Annotated in this window: 14 protein-coding genes; 8 read left to right on the top strand and 6 right to left on the bottom strand. The window is 74.7% G+C overall.

Going from position 1 to position 18,769, the window contains the following annotated elements; all coding sequences use genetic code 11:
* The first annotated feature begins 157 nt into the window (after positions 1-157).
* Complete coding sequence (locus tag KG103_RS18135) at positions 158-2,227, top strand: endo-1,4-beta-xylanase (protein ID WP_207339964.1); 2,070 nt, start codon at positions 158-160, stop codon at positions 2,225-2,227.
* A gap of 210 nt (positions 2,228-2,437) precedes the next feature.
* On the opposite strand, the gene KG103_RS18130 is transcribed toward KG103_RS18135, so the two are convergent.
* The 4 genes from KG103_RS18130 to KG103_RS18115 all read right to left on the bottom strand — a co-directional run bounded on the left by KG103_RS18130 (position 2,438) and on the right by KG103_RS18115 (position 8,686).
* Positions 2,438-4,573 carry a cellulase family glycosylhydrolase gene (locus KG103_RS18130; RefSeq protein WP_207339963.1) on the bottom strand — a complete coding sequence of 712 codons (2,136 nt, stop codon included), beginning with the start codon at positions 4,571-4,573 and terminating at the stop codon, positions 2,438-2,440.
* Between the two features lie 212 nt (positions 4,574-4,785).
* Positions 4,786-5,730, bottom strand: coding sequence for a pseudouridine synthase (locus KG103_RS18125; protein WP_207339962.1), 945 nt, complete (start codon positions 5,728-5,730; stop codon positions 4,786-4,788).
* A gap of 59 nt (positions 5,731-5,789) precedes the next feature.
* Positions 5,790-7,115 carry an FAD-binding oxidoreductase gene (locus KG103_RS18120; RefSeq protein ID WP_207339961.1) on the bottom strand — a complete coding sequence of 442 codons (1,326 nt, stop codon included), beginning with the start codon at positions 7,113-7,115 and terminating at the stop codon, positions 5,790-5,792.
* A 134-nt stretch (positions 7,116-7,249) separates the two neighbouring features.
* On the bottom strand, positions 7,250-8,686 hold the full coding sequence (locus tag KG103_RS18115) for an endo-1,4-beta-xylanase (RefSeq protein ID WP_207339960.1): 1,437 nt from the start codon (positions 8,684-8,686) through the stop codon (positions 7,250-7,252).
* A 194-nt stretch (positions 8,687-8,880) separates the two neighbouring features.
* Between KG103_RS18115 and KG103_RS18110 the strand changes: the two genes are divergently transcribed.
* Positions 8,881-9,462, top strand: a complete 582-nt coding sequence (locus KG103_RS18110; protein WP_207339959.1) for a DinB family protein — start codon at positions 8,881-8,883, stop codon at positions 9,460-9,462.
* A 130-nt stretch (positions 9,463-9,592) separates the two neighbouring features.
* Here KG103_RS18110 and KG103_RS18105 read toward each other — a convergent pair whose 3' ends face one another.
* Entirely contained in the window at positions 9,593-10,738 is a 1,146-nt protein-coding gene (locus tag KG103_RS18105; RefSeq protein ID WP_207339958.1) for an endo-1,4-beta-xylanase, read from the bottom strand.
* 98 nt (positions 10,739-10,836) lie between these two features.
* Here KG103_RS18105 and KG103_RS18100 point away from each other — a divergent pair, with 98 nt between their 5' ends.
* The 5 genes from KG103_RS18100 to KG103_RS18080 all read left to right on the top strand — a co-directional run bounded on the left by KG103_RS18100 (position 10,837) and on the right by KG103_RS18080 (position 16,561).
* Positions 10,837-11,679 (top strand): SMP-30/gluconolactonase/LRE family protein, encoded by an 843-nt coding sequence (locus KG103_RS18100; RefSeq protein WP_243656292.1) that lies wholly within the window; start codon positions 10,837-10,839, stop codon positions 11,677-11,679.
* 112 nt (positions 11,680-11,791) lie between these two features.
* Entirely contained in the window at positions 11,792-13,423 is a 1,632-nt protein-coding gene (locus KG103_RS18095) for a phenylacetate--CoA ligase family protein (protein WP_249670663.1), read from the top strand.
* Positions 13,423-14,235, top strand: coding sequence for a hypothetical protein (locus KG103_RS18090; RefSeq protein WP_207339956.1), 813 nt, complete (start codon positions 13,423-13,425; stop codon positions 14,233-14,235). The genes KG103_RS18095 and KG103_RS18090 overlap by 1 nt, the downstream gene beginning before the upstream one ends.
* Positions 14,232-15,380, top strand: a complete 1,149-nt coding sequence (locus KG103_RS18085; protein ID WP_207339955.1) for a hypothetical protein — start codon at positions 14,232-14,234, stop codon at positions 15,378-15,380. Before KG103_RS18090 ends, KG103_RS18085 begins: the two co-directional genes overlap by 4 nt.
* Positions 15,377-16,561 carry a nitroreductase family protein gene (locus KG103_RS18080; RefSeq protein WP_207339954.1) on the top strand — a complete coding sequence of 395 codons (1,185 nt, stop codon included), beginning with the start codon at positions 15,377-15,379 and terminating at the stop codon, positions 16,559-16,561. Before KG103_RS18085 ends, KG103_RS18080 begins: the two co-directional genes overlap by 4 nt.
* Positions 16,562-16,647: 86 nt before the next feature.
* On the opposite strand, the gene KG103_RS18075 is transcribed toward KG103_RS18080, so the two are convergent.
* The gene (locus tag KG103_RS18075) at positions 16,648-17,916 is read right to left on the bottom strand and encodes an FAD-dependent oxidoreductase (protein ID WP_207339953.1); all 1,269 of its coding nucleotides are present in this window, start codon (positions 17,914-17,916) and stop codon (positions 16,648-16,650) included.
* A gap of 202 nt (positions 17,917-18,118) precedes the next feature.
* On the opposite strand from KG103_RS18075, the gene KG103_RS18070 reads away from it, so the two are divergent.
* Positions 18,119-18,745, top strand: a complete 627-nt coding sequence (locus KG103_RS18070) for a hypothetical protein (protein ID WP_207339952.1) — start codon at positions 18,119-18,121, stop codon at positions 18,743-18,745.
* Positions 18,746-18,769 lie beyond the last annotated feature (24 nt).

The following is an 18,769-nucleotide window of genomic DNA, read 5'->3' as shown; positions in this document are numbered from 1 at the left end:
GACCCTTGACAGCCCCCGCGTCACGGCGGCTAGGTTCGGGCACGTTCTCGATGGAGAACGTTTGCCACACCGAGCCCCGGCGCAACGACGCGCCGCGGGAGTGCCTGGAGGGGATCCCATGTCGGATGCGCGACCGGACGGCGGCACGATCGGAGGGGTGGCCGCGTCACGGGCCTCCCGCGCCGCGAGGGGCCCGGCCCGGCCCGTCCTCGCCGGCGCCCTCGCGGGACTGCTCGCGCTCGCGGCGCTGGGCCCGGCCCAGCCGGCGGTCGCGGCCGCCGAGCCGACCCTGCCCCCGGCGGGCCGGACCTTCGAGCACTACCCGCCGATGAAGGACGTCTACGCGGACCACTTCTCGTTCGGCATCTTCGGCGCCGGTGAGATCGAGGGCCTGCTGTACAACTACGCCTCCTACACCCCGGGCAACGAGATGAAGCCCGAGAGCACGCAGCGCGACAAGGGCGTGTTCACGTACGACGCGGCCGAGGCGGCGTTCGCCCGCTACACGTCGCGCAACCCCGACCTCGACCTCTACGGCCACACCCTGGCGTGGCACTCCCAGACGCCCACGTGGATGTGGGACGCGCCGCCGGCCCGGTTCGACCAGCCGGGCACGTTCGACCGCACGGTGGCGCTGGACAACCTGAACACCCACATCGAGAACGTCCTCGGGCACTTCGGCAGCCGGCTGGTCGCGATCGACGTGGTCAACGAGGCCGTCGGCACCGCGGACCCCGCCGACTGGCGCGCCTCGCTGGCCAAGGGCGAGGGCTGGTACCAGGCGCTGGGCGCCGACTGGGTGGAGCTCGCGTTCGTCAAGGCGGCCGAGGTCGTCGACGCCCACGGCTGGGACGTGAAGCTCACGTACAACGACTTCGGCCTGGACTCCCCGGCGAAGGCGCGCGTGGTCTTCGAGATGGTCAAGGAGATCAACGAGCGCCACGCGGGGACCCGTCCGGGCGGCAAGCCGCTCATCGAGGTCATCGGCATGCAGGGGCACTACAACCTGGCGACCGACGTGGCGGCCGTCGAGCAGAACATCGAGCTGTTCGCGACGCTGGGGAACGTCGAGGTCCACGTCACGGAGATGGACATCGCCCTGCCGCCGGGCGAGCTGACGCCCGAGAACGAGAACAACCAGGGCATGAAGTACGCCGAGCTGTTCCAGGTGTACCGGGACCACGCCGCCGGCCCGGGCAACACGACGGACAACCCGAAGGTCGTCGCCGCCGTGAAGCTGGCGGGCGTCCGTGACGTGCGCACCGGCTGGAAGGGCGGCGAGTTCGCCATGCCCTACGACTACGACGGCAACGCCAAGCTCGCGCTGCTCGGCATCCTGTACCCGGACGAGTTCCTGGCGACCCACGACTACATCGACACGTCCGGCGGCGAGGAGCCGGCACCCGTGCCCGGCGTGCACGTGTTCGACACGTCGGCCGGCGACTCGTGGAGCGGCGCGAACATCGTTCTGGGCGACGACGCCTCTGCGTGGCCCTGGTCCACCACCGACGACGGCGAGGTGGCCTTCCGTCCCGAGCCCGGCGCCACGTACCGCATCGCCGTGAACTACACGGCCAAGGGCACCACGGCGATCCGCGTGCGGTGGCTGAAGGACAACAGCAACGGCGGCTACACGACGGCCGACGGCGCGCTGGTCAACGCCCACCCGTACGCGGCCGACCAGGTCGCCACGCAGCTGCCCGCGTACTTCAACAGCGGCATGGTCAACATGGGCAGCTACACGCTGGTCAGCGAGATCACCCTCGACGGGTCGCAGCCGGCCGACGGCCTGATCGGCAACATCGGCGTCCGTGGCGGCGGGGGCGGGAACGCCTTCTCGATCAACACGATCACCGTCGAGGAGGTCACCGACGCCGGCGACGAGCTGCTGGTGAGCTGGCCGCAGGGGATCGCCGAGCCCGAGCCCGAGCCGTCCGTGCCGCCCGCGACGACGCTGTCCTACCAGGGCACCAACTGGGTCACCGTGACGCTCGACGCCCAGGTCACGGCACCCGCCACCCTCGCCCGCACCGAGTACCGGGTCGACGGCGGTGCGTGGACCGCCTACGACGGTCCGTTCCGGCTCAAGCGCGCCGACCGGCAGACGCTCGGCTACCGCAGCGTGGACTCGACGGGCGCGGTCGAGGAGGAGCGGTGCGTGACCTTCGGACCCGGTGGTGGGCGGGTCGACGTCGTCGTCGCGCCGGACGAGGTCTGCGGCACCTGATCCGCGACGGGTGCGGGCGGTGCGGCCGGGTCAGCGACCCAGCCGCTCCGCCTGCCACTCGTGGATGCCCGTGACCCACTCCCATCCCTCCGGCGCGGACGGCCCGGTGCGGGGGTGTCGGGGTCCCCGCCGTCCCGCAGGGCGTGCACGTCGGCCCGGTCGAGGGCACCGCCACCGCCCGCCCACCGGCGTACGGCGCGCCCGCCGCGCTCACGACGGGGTGCCGACCACCGACGTCCCGGTCCTCGTGACCGTGTAGGTGACCTGGGCGCCGCTCCAGAAGTGGAACGTCAGCGTCACGGTGCCGTCGTGGACCTCGGCGAAGAACTCCGGGGTCAGCAGGATCGTCCCGGTCGCGGGGTCGGGCCGGAAGGAGCTCCAGAACTCCTTGTACGACGTCCACGACGGCGGCCCGGCGTTGGAGCCGTCGGCGTAGCGGGCCTCCATGGTGGCCAGCCGGTCCCCGCGGAGCTCCGCCGGGATCGCGAACGACGCGGTCGTGCCCGTCGCGGCGGCCAGGACCGGGGTGTCGGCGGTGACGACGTGGATCTCCCACGGCACGCCCTGGGAGAAGCGCACCTCGAGCGTCGCCGCGACGCCGTACCGCCGCTCGCCGGCCAGGCGGGTCAGCGCGGGGGCCGACAGGGTGAGGCGCTCGCCGTCGAGCGTGTAGTCGGTGCCGCGCACCAGCTCGGTGCCGTCGTGCCAGAGCCCCTGGAACGTCGTCCCGTTCGGGTTGAGGGTGAGCGACCTCGCGGTGACCGGGCCGCCGCCCGGCAGGTACAGCTCGTCCGACGACGCCGTCCCGGACCGCTGCGTCCAGCTCGCGCGCATCATGGCGTGCACGCCCTCGTCACGCCAGGTCAGCGCGTTGCGGTCGAGGAACTGCCCGGCGTCCCACACCATCGTCGTCAGCCCGCGGGTCCGGGCGTGGTGCCCGACGGCCTCCAGGTACTTGAGGAACTCGCCGCGCTCGATGATCCCGGGGCGTGTGTGGTCCCACGCCAGCAGGGCCCACTCGCCGATCACGACCGGGACCCCGCGCTCGACGAACGTGTCGGTCACCCGGTCGAACGAGCTGACCAGGTCCTGCTCGACCTCGGTGCTGTAGCGGGTGCCGCCGGCGATGTTCACGCTGAACGGCCACCACCCGTAGAAGTGCACGGTCGCGGCGAGGTTCGGGTCGTCGAGCCGGTCGATCGTGGCGGCCAGCGCGTCGAGCCGGGGCTGCTCGCTGCTCGTGTGGAGGGTCGGCAGCACCAGCAGCCGGGTGGCGTTGCCGCCACCGGTCGCCCGCACCCGCTCGACGAAGTCGGTGTTGAGCTCCTGGACGAGGACGTCGCCCTGCTCGTCCGTGACGCCGGCGAACTGGGGCTCGTTGAGGCTCTCGAGGGCGAGCCGCGAGGAGCGGTCGCGGAACGTCACGGCGATCTGGTCCCACAGCGCGCGGTACCGGGTGAGGACGGCCTCGCGGTCCGTCGGGTAGTCGTCGGCCCACTGCCAGGAGTCGTGGTGCAGGTTGAGCATCACGTAGAAGCCCTCGTCGAGGGACCAGTCCACGATCTGCTCGACCCGTGCGAGCCACGCCGGGTCGATCGTGTGGTCGGGCGCCGGGCCGACGTGGTCGGTCCACGTCACGGGGATGCGGATGCTGTTGTACCCCTCCGAGCGGACGTGGTGCAGCAGCTCGCGCGTCGTCAGCGGGTTGCCCCAGGCGGTCTCGTCCGGGATCGCGTCGAGGGTGTTGCCGAGGTTCCAGCCGGGCTGCATGGCGGCGACGGTCGCCATCGCGTCGGCGGGCTGCGCCGACGGGCTCGGACGCGGCGACGTCGTCGGCGTGGGTGACGGCGTGGTGGGCGTCGGTGCGACGGTGGGCGACGGCGAGGGGTCGAGGGTCGGCGTGGGCGACGTGCCGACCTGACCCGTGCAGGGGACGCCGTTCAGCGTGAACGCCGTGGGCGCCGGGTTGCTGCCGGCCCAGGAGCCGAGGAACCCGAACGACACGGACCGGCCGGTCGCGAGGGCGGCGTTGTACGGCGCGTTCGTCGCGACGACCTGGTCCCCGGTCGCCGTGGTGGTCGCGTTCCAGGCCTGGGTCACGCGCTGGCCCGACGGGAACGTCCATGCCAGGCGCCAGCCGTCCAGGGCGTCGCCGAGGTTGGCCACGGTGACGTCGGCGGTGAACCCGCCCGGCCACTGCGACGTCACGGTCCAGTCGACGCGGCACCCGGCAGCGCCCTGCGCTGTGCCCGCCGTCGCCGTCCCGCCGGCCAGCAGCGCGACCAGGGCGACGGCGACCGGGGTGACGCGGCGACGCAGGCGTGCGTGCCAGGGAGCAGTGGTCACGGGTCTCTCCTCGGTGCCGTCGCCCGCCGGCGCCCCGGTCGCCTGCCTGGGAACGATCACACCGGCCACGACCGACCGTCGCAGACAGCGCTTGCCGGCGCACTGCCCGAAACGCTTCGTCGGTCCGGGACGCCGACGAGGCCGCCCGGGTGCGGGGACGCCGCAGACCCACCGGGGGATGCCGGGGCCGCGACGTCGAGGGGCGCGCGGCGTCAGGCCTCCGGCTGCGCGTCGCCGGTCTCGGCCGTCAGCGGCAGCTCCCGCACGGCGCGGAACTCCCGCCGCTGCCCGTCCACCGGGTCGGTGAACCGGACCTCGGCGGCCAGCAGCTGCAAGGGCTCGCGGAAGTCGTCGAGGTCGATCTCGCGCTCCACCGGGTAGAGCGGGTCGCCGACGATCGGGATCCCCAGGCCCGAGAGATGCAGGCGGAGCTGGTGGGTGCGGCCCGTGAGCGGTGTCAGCCGGTAGACCCCGAGCCCGTCGACCTCGCGCTCCAGCTCGACGTGCGTCAGCGCGTTGACCGGGGCGTCGGGGACCACCTCGGCGTGCGTGGTCCCGCGCACCTTGCGCAGGTGGTTCCGCACCACCGTCGGCAGCTCGAGGTCGGCACGCAGCGGCGCGAGGGCGCGGTACGTCTTGTCGATGGCGCGGCGCTCGAACGCCGTCTGGTACGCCCCGCGCCAGCGACGCTCGGTGGCGAGCATGAGCAGCCCGGAGGTGTTGCGGTCGAGGCGGTGCAGCGGCGAGAGCTCCGGCAGGTCCAGCTCCGCGCGCAGCCGCACGACCACGCTCTGCACGATGTGCCGCCCGCGGGGGATGGTCGACAGGAACGGTGGCTTGTCGACGACCACGAGCCGCTCGTCGCGGTGCACCACGTGGATCGTCCCGGGGACCACGGGCTCCTCGCGCAGGACGCGGTGGAACCACACGTGCCGCGCGGGGACGAACGGGTCGTCGTCCCGCAGCGCGCGCCCGTCCTCGTCGACGAACTCGCCCGCGGCGAGCATCCCGGCGACGTCGACGTGCGTGGGCAGCCGGTGACGCAGCCAGGCGCCCATCGTGGGCCACGCCGCGGGGACGCCGCGGGCGGGGGGCGGGGTGCACAGGCGGGCCGCGTCGAGGCCGTGGCGTGCCGGGAGGGGGGAACGGGGTGGCACGCGTCGATGGTACGAGGCCGTCGTCGTGCGGCGGACGGGCGCCGGCCGGCGGCTCGTGCTCAGGCGCCCAGGGGCGGGATGTTCTGGTTGTGGTGGAAGACGTTGTGCGGGTCCCAGGCCGTCTTGACCTCCTGCAGCCGCGCGAACGTCGCCGCGTCGTACGCCCGTCGCACGCCGCCGGCACCCTCGGCGCCGAGCGCGTTCACGTACGCGCCGACGCTCCACGGCTCGATCGTCGCGGCGAGCCGCCGGCAGGTCGCGACGCGGTGCTGGTCGTCGGCCGGGTCCTGCCACTGGGCGCCCGCGCCGTACTCGAACCACGCGTCGCGGTGCGCGAAGGCCGTCGCGCCCGGGTCGATCTCCGCGATCGCACCGCCGTAGGCGACGAGGTCCGCCGCGCCCACCTCCGCCTCGGCATGGGCCAGGAACGCCTCGAGCCCGGCGTCCGGCAGGTCGCGCACGTAGTGGCTCTTCATGTACCGGCGCCGGCCGAACGACGTGTGGACGTCGGAGCGCCGTTGCAGGTCCACGTAGCTCGACGGCGTCACCCGCCGAGCCAAGCTGGGCCCGAGCCCGTCGAGCCGGGCCAGCCACGGCTCGGCGTCGGCGGGTGGGCCCACCCGCACGAACCCGAGGGTGAGCAGGCCACCGGCGCGCACCGTGGCGGTGTGGGTGACGGACCGGGGCGCGACCTGCGCGAGCGCCAGCCACGTCCCCAGCGCGTCGAGCGCTGCCGCCGGGTCGAGGTCGACCTCCGCGGCGAGCGCCTGCGTGCCGACGTCGTGCAGCGTCAGGTCGAAGCGTGTGACGACGCCGAAGTTGCCGCCGCCCCCGCGCAGCGCCCAGAACAGCTCCGGGTGCTCCTCGGCGGTGGCGCGAACGAGGTCGCCGTCGGCGGTCACCACCTCGTACCCCAGGGCGTTGTCGCAGGTCAGGCCGTGCATGCGGGCGAGCCAGCCGACACCCCCGCCCAGCGCCAGGCCGCCGATCCCCGTGTGGGAGACGATGCCGGCGGTCGTCGCCAGGCCGTACGGCTGCGCCGCCGCGTCCAGCGCCCCGAGGAGGGCCCCGCCCTGCACCTGCGCGGTGCGGGCCCCCGGGTCCACGACGACGCCCCGCATCCCCGCCAGGTCGATCATCAGCCCGCCGTCGGGCACCGCGTGGCCGGCGGCGCTGTGGCCGCCGCCCCGCACGCCCAGCGGCAGCCCGAGGTCGCGCGCCACGCGGACGGCCGTGCGGACGTCGTCCGGGTCGGCGCACCGTACGACGTACGCGGGCCGGCGGTCGACGGCACCGTTCCACACCGTGCGCGCGGCGTCGTACCCGGCAGAACCGGGGACGAGCACCTCTCCGGTGAACCGGGCGGGAAGCGGCGCGACGGACATCTCACCACTGTCGCGCCGTCGGGCATCTCTGCCAAGGCCCTTCGACAACGCGACACGGCCGCACGCGCGACAGCGGCGCCGCACCCGAAGGTGCGGCGCCGCCGTCATGTCCCGGCCACCGGCCGGGGTTCAGCTCAGGAGCAGGTGAGGGAGGTCGGCGACGGGGCGTTGCCGTTCCCGATGAACCCGAAGGTCGTCGACTGCCCGGCCCCGACGGAGCCGTTGTAGGGCGCGTTGCTCACGACGTTGCCGGAGACCACGCCGTTCCACACGTTGTTCGTGGAGACGCCACCCGGCAGGGTCACCCGCCACCCGTTGAGGGACGACGAGCCGGCCGTCACCGTGACCGTGCCCTGGTAGCCACCGGGCCACGCGTTGGCGATGGTCAGTGCGGCGGAGCAGCTGCCCGTCACCGGCGGCGGGGTCGTCGGCGGCGGGGTCGTCGGCGGCGGCGTGGTGGGCGGCGGGGTCGTGGGCGGGGGCGTCACCGGCGGCGGGGTCGTCGGCGGCGGCGTGGTGGGCGGCGGCGTGGTCGGGCTCGCCGCGTTCAGCGTGTTGAGCACCGAGGTGTACGCCTGCTTCTTGTTGCCGTTGCCGTCGAACAGCAGCGGGGTGCCCGAGGCGCGCCACGAGTCCGTGTCACGCACGCCCCACACCGTGATGCCGGTGCAGCGGGCGACGTTGAGGCAGGCCTGGGTCACCTTGCGGAAGTTCTCGGCCTGCGCCGAGCCGGAGCCCTCGATGTCGAGCTCGGTGATCTGCACGTCGACGCCGAGGGCGGCGAAGCTCTCGATCGTCGTCTGGTAGTTGGCCGGGACCGGGCTCTGCGGGTTGAAGTGCGACTGCAGGCCGACGCAGTCGATCGGGACGCCGCGCTGCTTGAAGTCACGGACCATCCGGTAGACGCCCTGGGTCTTGGCGTGCGACCAGTCGTCGATGTTGTAGTCGTTGTAGCAGAGGATCGCGGCCGGGTCGGCGGCGCGCGCGGCGCGGAAGGCCACCTCGATCCAGTCGCTGCCGGTGCGCTCCAGGTTGGAGTCGCGGCGTCCGCCGGAGCTGCCGTCGGCGAACGCCTCGTTCACGACGTCCCAGGCGTAGATCTGACCCTTGTAGTGCGTCGCCACCTGGGTGACGTGGTTGACCATCGCGCTGCGCAGCGCGGAGCCCTCCATGCGCTTCATCCACTCCGGCTGCTGGGAGTACCACGCGAGCGCGTGCCCGCGGACCTGCTTGCCGTTCTGCTTGGCCCAGTTGAGGATCCGGTCGCCCTGGCTGTAGTTGAACTGGTTCTGGTTCGGCTCCGTCGCGTCCATCTTCATCTCGTTCTCGGCCGTGATCATGTTGAACTCACGGTTCGCGATGGTCACGTAGGTCGAGTCGCTGAGCTTGTTCGCGGCGATCGCGGTGCCGAAGTAGCGGCCGCTCTGGGCGGCGGCCTCCTGGAGCGTCGAGCCGGCGGCCTGCGCCGGGATGGCCGCGGCGGCCGTCACCGCGAGCGCGACGATCGCGATGGCGGAGGCGCCGCGTGCGACCAGGGGGCGCCCGCGTCGGAGCTGGGGTGGGGGGGTCATCGTTCCTCCTTGATGAGCCGATGGCCGGGTCGTCAGCGAGCCGGTCGGCGGACGCCCCACTCTTCGACCACCCGATGGGCCCGTCAACGCACGTAAACGCTTCACGTTTCGGTGGGCGCTCCGATAGTGCGCGGCGTGGCCACTGCGGCCGGCGGGCGGCCCGGGTGTCGGTCCCCGGTGGCATCGTCGGTGCCATGGACACCGACCCGAAGGCCACGCTGCACCGCGTGCTGCGCCGCCAGCGCGACGGCCTCGTCGGCAAGCTCGACGGGCTCGACGAGTACGACGTCCGGCGGCCCCTGACGGGCACCGGCACCAACCTGCTGGGCCTGGTCAAGCACGTCGCGAGCGTGCAGGTCGAGTACCTCGGCCTGGTCTTCGGTCGCCCGAGCCCGCTCGAGCTGCCCTGGTCCGCCGAGACCGCCGAGCGCGACGCGGACCTCTGGGCCACGGCGGACGAGAGCCGCGAGGCGATCCTCGACGTGTGGCGGCACTCCGCGGAGCACGCGGACGCGACCGTCGAGGCGCTGCCGCTCGACGCCGTCGGCGAGGTGCCGTGGTGGTCCGAGCCCCGGGCGACGCTCCACGAGGTCCTGGTGCACCTGGTCGGCGAGGTCGCCCGGCACGCGGGGCACGCCGACGTGCTGCGCGAGCAGCTCGACGGCGCCACGGGCCTGGTCGCGGGGGACCCGAACGTCCCGGACCGCACGGCGGACGAGTGGGCGGCGTTCCGCGGGCGCATCGAGCAGGCGGCGCGGGAGGCGGCGGGACGCTGACGGGCTCAGCCGCTGTGGTCGCCCTCGGCCGCGTCGTCCCGGACCGCGCCCCCGACCCCGGCGTCCCCGACCCCGGCGTCCCCGACCCCGGCGTCCCCGATCCCGTCGCCCCCGACCCCGGCGTCCCCGGTCAGGGCGTCGAGGCCCGCAGCGCGTCGGCCACCGCCTCGAACGCGGGCTTCACCGCGAGGTCCTCGTCCAGGACGGTGGCGGCACCCTCGCCCGGCGACCAGCTGGGGACCCACGAGTAGCGGTCCGTGACGCCCCACAGCGTCAGGGACGTGCAGCGCTCGACGGCGACGCACGCGGCGACCGCACGCCCGTAGTAGTCGACCTGCGTGGCGACGTCGTCCGGCTCGGCGCGACCGTCCGCGTCCACGGGGACGCGGACGTCGAGCTCGGTGATCGCGACCTCCAGACCGAGGTCGGTGAACCGGCGCAGGTTCGTCTCGAGGTCGTCGGGGAACGGGTACTGCGTGGACAGGTGCCCCTGCACGCCGAACCCGTGCAGCGGGGCACCGGCCGCCAGCAGCTCCTGCGCGAGCGCGAGGTACGCGTCGGACTTGGGTCCGACCGCCTCGACGTTGAAGTCGTTGAGGTACAGCACGGCGTCGGGGTCGGCCTCGTGCGCCCAGCGCAGCGCGTCCGCGACGATCGCGGTGCCGAACCGCGCGAGGAACGGGTTCTGCTCGGTGCGCAGCACGCCGTCGTCGTCGAAGATCTCGTTGGCGACGTCCCAGTGCACGATCCGGCCCGCGTACCGGCCGACGACCGTGGTGATGTGCTCCTGCAGGAGGGCGCGCAGCTCGTCGTCCGTGAACGTGCCGGTGGTCAGCCAGCGCGGGTTCTGCGAGTGCCACAGCAGGGTGTGGCCGCGCACCTGCTGCCCGTTCTCCTCGGCGAAGTCGATCACCGCGTCGGCGCCCTCGAACCGGAACTCGTCGCGCGTGGGGCGCAGGAACTCCCACTTGAGCTGGTTCTCGTGCGTCAGGGACGAGAACTGCTCGGCGATCACCGCGCGGTAGGCGTCGTCGCTGCCGAACGGGTCGGGGTAGCCCGACGCGGCGAGGTGGCCGCCGCCGGCGACGGCCACACCGATCGCCAGGCCGTCGCGGGGCAGGTCGCGCAGCGCGACGTCCGGCGCGGCGGCCTCCGGCGTGGTGGAGCTGGGCGACGGCGTGGGGCCCGGGTCGGCGGTGGCCGTGCAGCCGCCGAGGGCGAGCGCGGCGACGGCGCCGAGCGCGGCCCCGGGCAGGACGAGCCTCGTTGCTCTCATGGAGCGGGATCGTACGGGCTGCCCGCGTGCCGACGTGCGTCCTGCTCGCGGGCGCGCGAGGCTCGGACGCACCGCCGTCCCCGTCCCGAGGAGCACCGTTGCTGCGAGCAGAGCAGGTCACCGACGCCGTCGCCTACCACGGGGAGGGGCCGTGCTGGTCGCCCACCTGGGGCGGGCTGCGCTGGGTGGACATGCTGGCGGGCGACCTGCTGACCCTGCGGGACGACGGGTCCGTGGATCGTCTGCACGTGGGCGACGTCGCCGCGTTCGTGCGGCCGCGCAGCCGCGGCGGGTACGTGGTGGGGCTGGAGCGCGGCATCGCCCTGGCGGACGCACCCGACGGTCTGCCGGTGCCGCAGCCGGAGCTGTGGTCGGACACCGGCGTGCGGATGAACGAGGCCGGCTGCGACCCGTGGGGCGTGCTGTACGCGGGGTCGATGGCGTACGACGCGCGGCCCGGCGGCGCGACGCTCTACCGGATCACGCCGGACGGGCAGGTGGAGGTCGTGCTGGACGACGTGACGATCTCCAACGGGATCGACTTCTCGCCCGACGGCACCCTGGCCTACTACGACGACACCGCGACGGGCCGGACCGACGTGTTCGACGTCGTCGACGGGCGCCTGACGAACCGCCGCCCGTTCGTCACCGGGACCGACGAGAGCCCCGACGGGCTGGTCGTCGACTCCGCGGGCAACGTGTGGGTCGCGCTCAACGGGGACGGTCGTGTGCGCTGCGTCTCCCCGGACGGGCGCACGCTCGCCGAGGTGGAGCTGCCGGTGCGGCTGGTCACGGCGTGCACCCTGGGCGGACCCGACCTGCGCGACCTGTACGTGACGACGTCGCGGGAGAACCTGGACGACCCGGAGCCGGCGGCCGGTGCGCTGTTCCGGGTCCGGGTCGACGTGCCCGGGCGCCCCGTGCTGCCGTTCGGCGGCTGACCGCCCGGGTGCGGCCGGACCGCGCAGGGCCCGGTGAACTTCACCCGCCACGCGCGCGACCTGCGACGACGCGCACTCCCCGGCGTCCGACCCGGCTTGTAGGGTGCCCGGCGTGACCTCCCCGGCCCCGCTGACGAGCGCCGTGCGGCAGGCCGCCCTGCGGCTGGCCACCTGGTTCGTGACCGCCGCGTACCGCCTGTACCGGCTGCACCCCGCGCTGTGGCGGTTCACCGCCCGCAACTACCACCCGGCCATGGAGCGGTTCGCGCGGCTCAACGCGTGGATGATCTGCCAGCACGCGTACCTGGACGTCCCGGCGTACCGGCACCACGTCGAGGAGGGCGGGTTCCGGTTCCGGTGGTGGGACCTGACCGCCTACCGTCCGACGTCCAAGCACGGGTACGTCGACCGGTACCCCGAGGACCTGCGGTGCTGGGACGGCCTGATCGAGACCGTCGGCACGGTGGTCGACGAGTCCAGCGGGTCGTCGGGCACGCCGTACAACTGGATGCGGTCACGCCGCGAGCTGGCGACCGTGCACAAGAACGTCGCGGGGTACGTGACGTCGCTGTTCGGCACACGCCGGCTGTTCGCGATCAACGCGTTCTCGATGGGCGCCTGGGCCACGGGCACCAACACGGGCATCGCGATGTCGCGCATCGCGATGGTGAAGAACACCGGCCCCGACATCGACAAGATCGTCGACACCCTGCGGCACTTCGGCCCCGGGTACACGTACCTGGTCTGCGCGTACCCGCCGTTCCTCAAGCACCTGCGCGACCGGCTGGACGCCGACGGGTTCGACTGGGACGCGTACGACCTCAACGGGTTCGTCGGCGGGGAGGCGCTCACCGAGGGGCTGCGCGACTACCTCGAGGACCGCTTCGGCCGCGTGTACTCCGGGTACGGCGCGTCCGACCTGACCATCGGCATGGCGGGGGAGAGCGACCTGGCGGTGTGGGTGCGTCGCACGCTGGCCGCGGGCGGGCCGCTGCGCGACGCCGTGCTGGGCCCGGACGAGACCCGCACGCCCATGGTCTTCCAGTACAACCCGCTCGAGACGTACATGGAGACCACCCCGGACGGCCGGCTGCTCGTCACGCTGAACTCGGCCGACATCATGAGCCCCAAGCTGCGGTACGACATCGGCGACGAGGCGCGGATCGTCACCTTCGACCGGCTCAAGGCCGCCATCGCGGAGCTGCCCGAGCCGGCGCGTGACCGCCTGGCGTTCGGGTTCGAGCGCGCCCACGCGATCCAGCGGATGCGGCTGCCGTTCCTGCTGCTCTACGGGCGCAAGGACTCGACGGTGTCCTACATGGGCGCCCACCTCTACCCGCTGGACGTCGAGAACGGCCTGTACCTCCACAACCCGCACGCCGCCGCGATCGAGTCGTTCAAGCTCGCGCTGGTCGACGTCGGGGAGCACGAGCAGCGCCCCGCGATCCACCTGCAGCTGCGGGCGGACGCCGACCTGGACGACGCGGCCCGTGCGGACCTCGCGACACGGGCGGCCGCGGGGGTCCTCGACCACCTCGCCTCGGTGTCCCGGGACGTGGCGCAGTCCCTCGAGGAGGACCCGACGGCCGCCGACCTGCGCGTCCACGTGCACGACCACGGCACCGGCCCGTTCGTCGGCGGGCAGACGAAGATCAAGAACGTCTACCTGGTCGACGCGGGCGACCGGGACGCCACGACGGCGCACCCGACGGCGGCGCACCCGACACCCCCGGCCCGCGCCTGATGCGCTCGCGCGACTTCTCCCGGGCGCCGGTGCAGGCCCGCGCGCAGGCGCTGGCCGTCGTCGAGCGCCCCGGCGGGGACCTGCGCTGGGTCGGTCGTGCACGACGCGCGGCCCGCTCGGCGGCCGGTCACGTGTGGACCGCCGGCGTGCGGGCGCGCGACGCCGACGGCCGGCGCGTGCGCGGGCTCGTCGTCTGCTTCGCCACGCCCGCGCACGCCGACGCGTTCGCGGCCGGAGCGGACCCGGTGCAGGACCGCGCGCGCGTGTTCCGCGCCGAGCCCGAGGGCTACACCAACGGCGTGTGGCGGGCCGAGGGCGACACCATGGCGCACATCGAGCGGTTCACGGCGCTGAGCAGCGAGGCGTCGCGCGGGCGCACCCCGCCGGCCGTGGCACCGGCGCCGCCGCGACGGGCCGCGCGCACCGCCGACGACCCCCCGGACCGACGGGGCGAGCACCGGGGGGACGGGGACGCCCGGGCGGCCTGCACCCCGGCGCGCGGCGGGGCGATGTTCCTCGGCGCCACCCGCTACCGCGGTCCGCACTCGTGGGCGGTGCTGTCGCGCGAGTGGTACCCCATGGTCGCGGCGATGCGCCGCATGCGCGGGCACGTGTGGCACCGGGTCTACTGGGAGCCGCCGTTCACGCTGGGGACGATCGCGTTCTTCACCGACCGCGACGCGCTCCTGCTGTTCGCCCGGCTGCCCGCGCACCGGCGGCTCATGACGTGGATCACCCGGGACCGCCGGCACGGCACCGGCGGGTACATCCGCGTGCACGTCGCCGCCGACGCCTCCGGGGGTGCCGCGTGAGCGGCCTGCGCGTGGAGCCGGTCACCTCGCGCGCCGACCTGCGCGACTTCGTCGACCTGCCGCTGCGGTTGCACCCGCGCGAGCTGGCGGTGCCGCTGCTCGCCTCGACGGTGCGGGCGTGGTGGCGCGGCACGTCCCCGCACCCCGAGCCGGTCGAGCTGCTGCTGGTGCGCGACGGCGCAGGACGGGCGGTCGGACGCACGACCGTCCACACCGACGCGCGCCTCGACGCCCGCCTGGGCGCGCCGTCGCTGCTGTTCGGCGCCACCGAGTTCGCCGACGCGCCCGCGGCGGCCGCGCTCGTGCGCGCGCTCGAGGACCGTGCGACCGGCCGCACCCAGCTCTTCGGGCCCGTCTCGCTGCTGCCCAACCAGTCGGGCGGGGTCATCACCTCGGGGTTCGCTGCCCGCGGGTTCGTGGACTCCCCGTGGAACCCCGCGCACGTGCCGGCGACGTACGAGGCGCTGGGTTTCGAGCGCTGGGGCGAGGCGGACACGTGGGCGGTCGACGTGGCCGCGGCGGCGCGCGACGGGATGCCGTCGGAGGCGGAGTGGGTGGCGGCCGGGCTGCGCCTCGAGCGCGGCCGGCGCTCGCAGGTGGGACGGCTGGTGCCCGAGGTTCTCGCGGTGCTCAACCGGTCCTTCGCAGCGCTGCCGTACTACACGCCCATCACGGACGCGGAGATGGCGTTCGCGACCGACGGGCTGGGCCACCTGGTCGACGAGGACCTGCTGCTGCTGGCCCGTGATGCCACGACGGGTGAGCTGGTCGCGTTCGTGCTGGTGGTGCCCGACATCACGGCGTTCCTGCAGCGCGTGGGCGGGCGGCTGGGCCCGCTGCAGCAGCTGCGGCTGCTGGCGACCCGGCACCGGTACCGGCGCGACGCGGTCCTGGTCATCCAGGGCACCGAGCCCGACCGTCAGGGCCAGGGGGTGCTGACGCTGCTGTCCCGCACGCTGCAGGCGCACCTCGCGCGGGGCGGGTACGGGCGCCTGCGCTCGACGTTCGTCGGCCGCGACAACCCCGCCTCGGCCCGCCAGTTCCAGCGGTTCGGCGGCCGGCCGCTGCACGGCGTGACGTTCTACCGCAGGCCGGTCGCCACCGGCACGACGACCGCCGGTCCGGCGCCGAAGGAGACCCGATGACCTCGACCTCGCGCGCCGGCACCCCCGCCGGCGCCACCCCCGCCGGCGCCACCCCCGACGGCACGACCCCCGCCGGCGCCACCCCCGCGCCGCCGGTCACGGACGACGACCTGCACCGCTGGGTGCGCGTCGCCGGACGTGCGCCGTCCGCGCACAACACGCAGCCGTGGTCGCCGCGCGTCGTGGCCGGCACCGTCGAGGTCGCGGTGGTCCCCGACCGGGTGCTGGCCGCGGGCGACCCGTCGTTCCGCGACCTGCTGCTCTCGCTCGGCGCGTGGGTCGAGTCGTTCGCGATCGCGGCGGCCGCCGACGGCCGGGGGGTGCACGTGGAGCCGACCGACCGGCTCGACCGCCTCGCGGACCTGCCCGTGCGCGGCCCGGCCGACCCGGGGGCGCCCGTCCTGGTGCTGCACCCGCAGGCGGCGCCGTACCCGACGCCCTTCACCCCGGCCGACGTCCGCGGCCGGCGCACGCACCGCGGTCACCTGGACCCGGCCCCCGACCTGCGCACCGACGTCCCCCCGCTGCCCGCGGGGCTCGCGCTGCTCCAGGTGGACGACGCGGCGATGCGGCACCTGGTGCGGCTCGGCGGAGCGTGGACGGCCTCGCGGCGTGCGGTCGCGGCCGAGCTCGTGCGCTGGCTGCGCCTGAGCCCCGCCCACCCGCGCTACGCCCGCGACGGCATGACGGACCGCATGCTGCTGCTGCCGTCACCCCTGGCGCGGCTCGCCGCGCCGCTGACGCGCCGCCCGGCGCTGCACGACGCCGCGCTCACCGCGGCGGGCATCGCCGGCCGCGCGGTCGAGGCCGTCGGTCGCACCCGCCCGCTGCCCGCGCCGCCGGCGCCCGACGAGCCCCTGACCGGTCCGCAGCACCTCGTGCTGGTGGCCCGCACGCCCGGCGTGCGCAGCGGCACCGAGGAGCTCGACGCACGGCTCGGTCTGCCGCCCGCCGACGTCGTCGAGGCCGGGCGCGCGCTGCAGCGCACGTGGCTGCACGCGCACCGCGCGGGCCTGGCCGTGGCACCGCACTCGGAGGTCGTCGACTCCCCGCACGCCGTGGCGGGCCTGCGCCGGCGCCTCGGCCTGCGCCGCACGCAGGTCGCGCTCGCGGTCTTCAGCGTGGGCCGGCCGACCGCGCCCGCACCGGCCTCGCCGCGGCTGACGGACGAACCTGTCTGACGGAGAGCCGGTCAGCGACCCGGGCTGACGGCGAGCCGGGCTGACGGCACCCCGGCCTGACGCCGGGCGGGCACCGGTGGGCACCGTCAGAGCACCGGCGTCCGCGGCCGTCGTCCCCACACCGGCACCCGCTCGGGTCGCGGCCCGAGACCCACGAGGCGTGCCGTCAGCGCGCTGAGCGCGGGGACCCGGCGGAAGAGCCGTGGCCCGCGGTCGGGTGCGACGCCGTCGTGCCCGGCGATCGCCGGTCCGATCGCGCGCGCGTGCATCGCACGCTGCACCCCCTGGACGACCGCGGTGGGCATCCGCCGGCGGGCCTGGACCCGCCCGACCAGGCGCGTGGGGAACGGACCGCGGAACTCCCCCGACCGCAGCGGGCCCGCGAGCAGCCGGGCCGCGGCGATCGCGTCCTGCACCGCGAGGTTGACGCCGACCCCGCCGATGGGCGACATGGCGTGCGCGGCGTCGCCGAGGCACAGCACCCCCGGCGCCGACCAGCGCCGCAGCCGCTCGAGGCGCACGTCGAGGTGCTTGACGTCGTCCATCGAGGCGAGCCGTTCGACGTCGTCGGAGAGCTCCGGCACGAGCTCGGCGACCTCGGCGCGGAACGCCTCGATCCCACGGGCCCGCAGCGCGGCGTCCGTCCCCTTGGGCCCGAGGTACGCCATCTGCAGGTAGCCCTCGCGCGGGATGGTCACGAGCGCGCGGCCGGGGTGGATCCGCGGCACGAGCGCACCGCCCACGGGTCGGCTCGTCGGGACCTTGAACCACCAGACGTCGAACGGGACGGGGAACGCCCGCACGGGCAGACCGACCGCCCGGCGGACCACCGACCAGCGGCCGTCGCACGCCACGACGAGGTCGGCGTGCAGCGTCCCCTCGCCCTGCGGGGTGCGGTAGCGCACGCCGGTGACGCGCCCGCCGGTGCGCACGACGTCCGTCACCTCGTGCTCGCGCAGCAGCGTGAACGTCGGCTCGGCGGCGCCGGCGTCCGCGACGAGGTCGAGCAGGTCCCACTGCGGGACCATCGCGATGTACGGGTACGGCACGCGCAGGCGCGTGAAGTCGACGACGCGCACGGGGTCCCCGCCCGCGGGGTCGGGCAGCGTGATGCCCTCGACACGGGAGTGCGGCAGCGCGAGGAACCGGTCGATGAGCCCGAGGTCGTCCAGCGCCTGCATGGTCGAGGGGTGCACGGTGTCGCCACGGAAGTCACGCAGGAAGTCGGCGTGCTTCTCCAGGACCGTCACCTCGACCCCGGCGCGTGCCAGCAGCAGACCGAGCACGAGCCCGGCGGGCCCGCCGCCGACGACCGCGCACGTCGTGCGTCCCGTGGTGGTGCCGTCCGACGTCATGGGGACCCCCTGTCCTCGCAGGACATCCTGCCCGATCTGCGCGTGCTGTCCAGGTTGGTCCCGGTGGCGCTACCGCCTCGCCGTGGCGCCGGCGCGCTGCCGTCTCACGGGTCCGACGCCCGTGCCGTCGACCGGTCGCGTCCGCCAGGATGTCCGGGTTGTCCGTCCCGTCCCGCCCTGTCGCCCCGACCCGAGGAGAGCCATGCGCACGACCCCGACCGCCGCCGCAGCCGTGCTCTGCGTCGCGATGCTGCTCGGTGCCTGTGGCACGTCGGAGCGGGACGCGGCGGAGCCGACGCCCGCCGCCGCCACCGCGTCGGCGTCACCGACGCCCGCGGAGCCGACCGCCGAGCCCGAGCCGGTCGTCGCGCCGCTGGGGAGCCCGGACAACCCGGCGACGCCCGGCGTCGACACGGTGCCGCTCGGCGCGCAGGGGGCTCCCGTCTACCAGGTGGCGCTCTCGCCGGCCGACTTCGCCGCGGGCGACGTCGTCACCGGCTACTTCGAGGGGAACGAGCCCGCCCCGGCGGGGTCCTCGTACGTCCTCCTGCCGGTCAGTGCCACGTACGTCGGGACGGGCGCCGAGCCGGCGCACGCGTGGCTCGACCTCGGCATCACGTTCGTCGCGGCGGACGGTCGCACGTTCGAGCCCAGCATGGCGCTGGTGCCGGGCGACCTGTCGGTGACGCCCGAGCTGGCGACGGGGGAGTCCGCCCAGGGGAGCGTGCCGTTCGTCGTCCCGGACGACGCGCTGACCGGCGGGACGTGGCGGGTCGAGAACCAGTACGTCGGCAGCGGTGGCGAGACGGTGCACTTCACCGCGGTCTGACGGTGCCGCCGCACGGGTGCGCCG

Origin of the sequence: Cellulomonas wangleii (assembly GCF_018388445.1) — a bacterium.
GTDB classification, from domain to species: Bacteria; Actinomycetota; Actinomycetes; order Actinomycetales; family Cellulomonadaceae; genus Cellulomonas; species Cellulomonas wangleii.
Note: the sequence above shows the minus strand (reverse complement) of the source record. Positions and strands in the feature narration are given on the sequence as shown.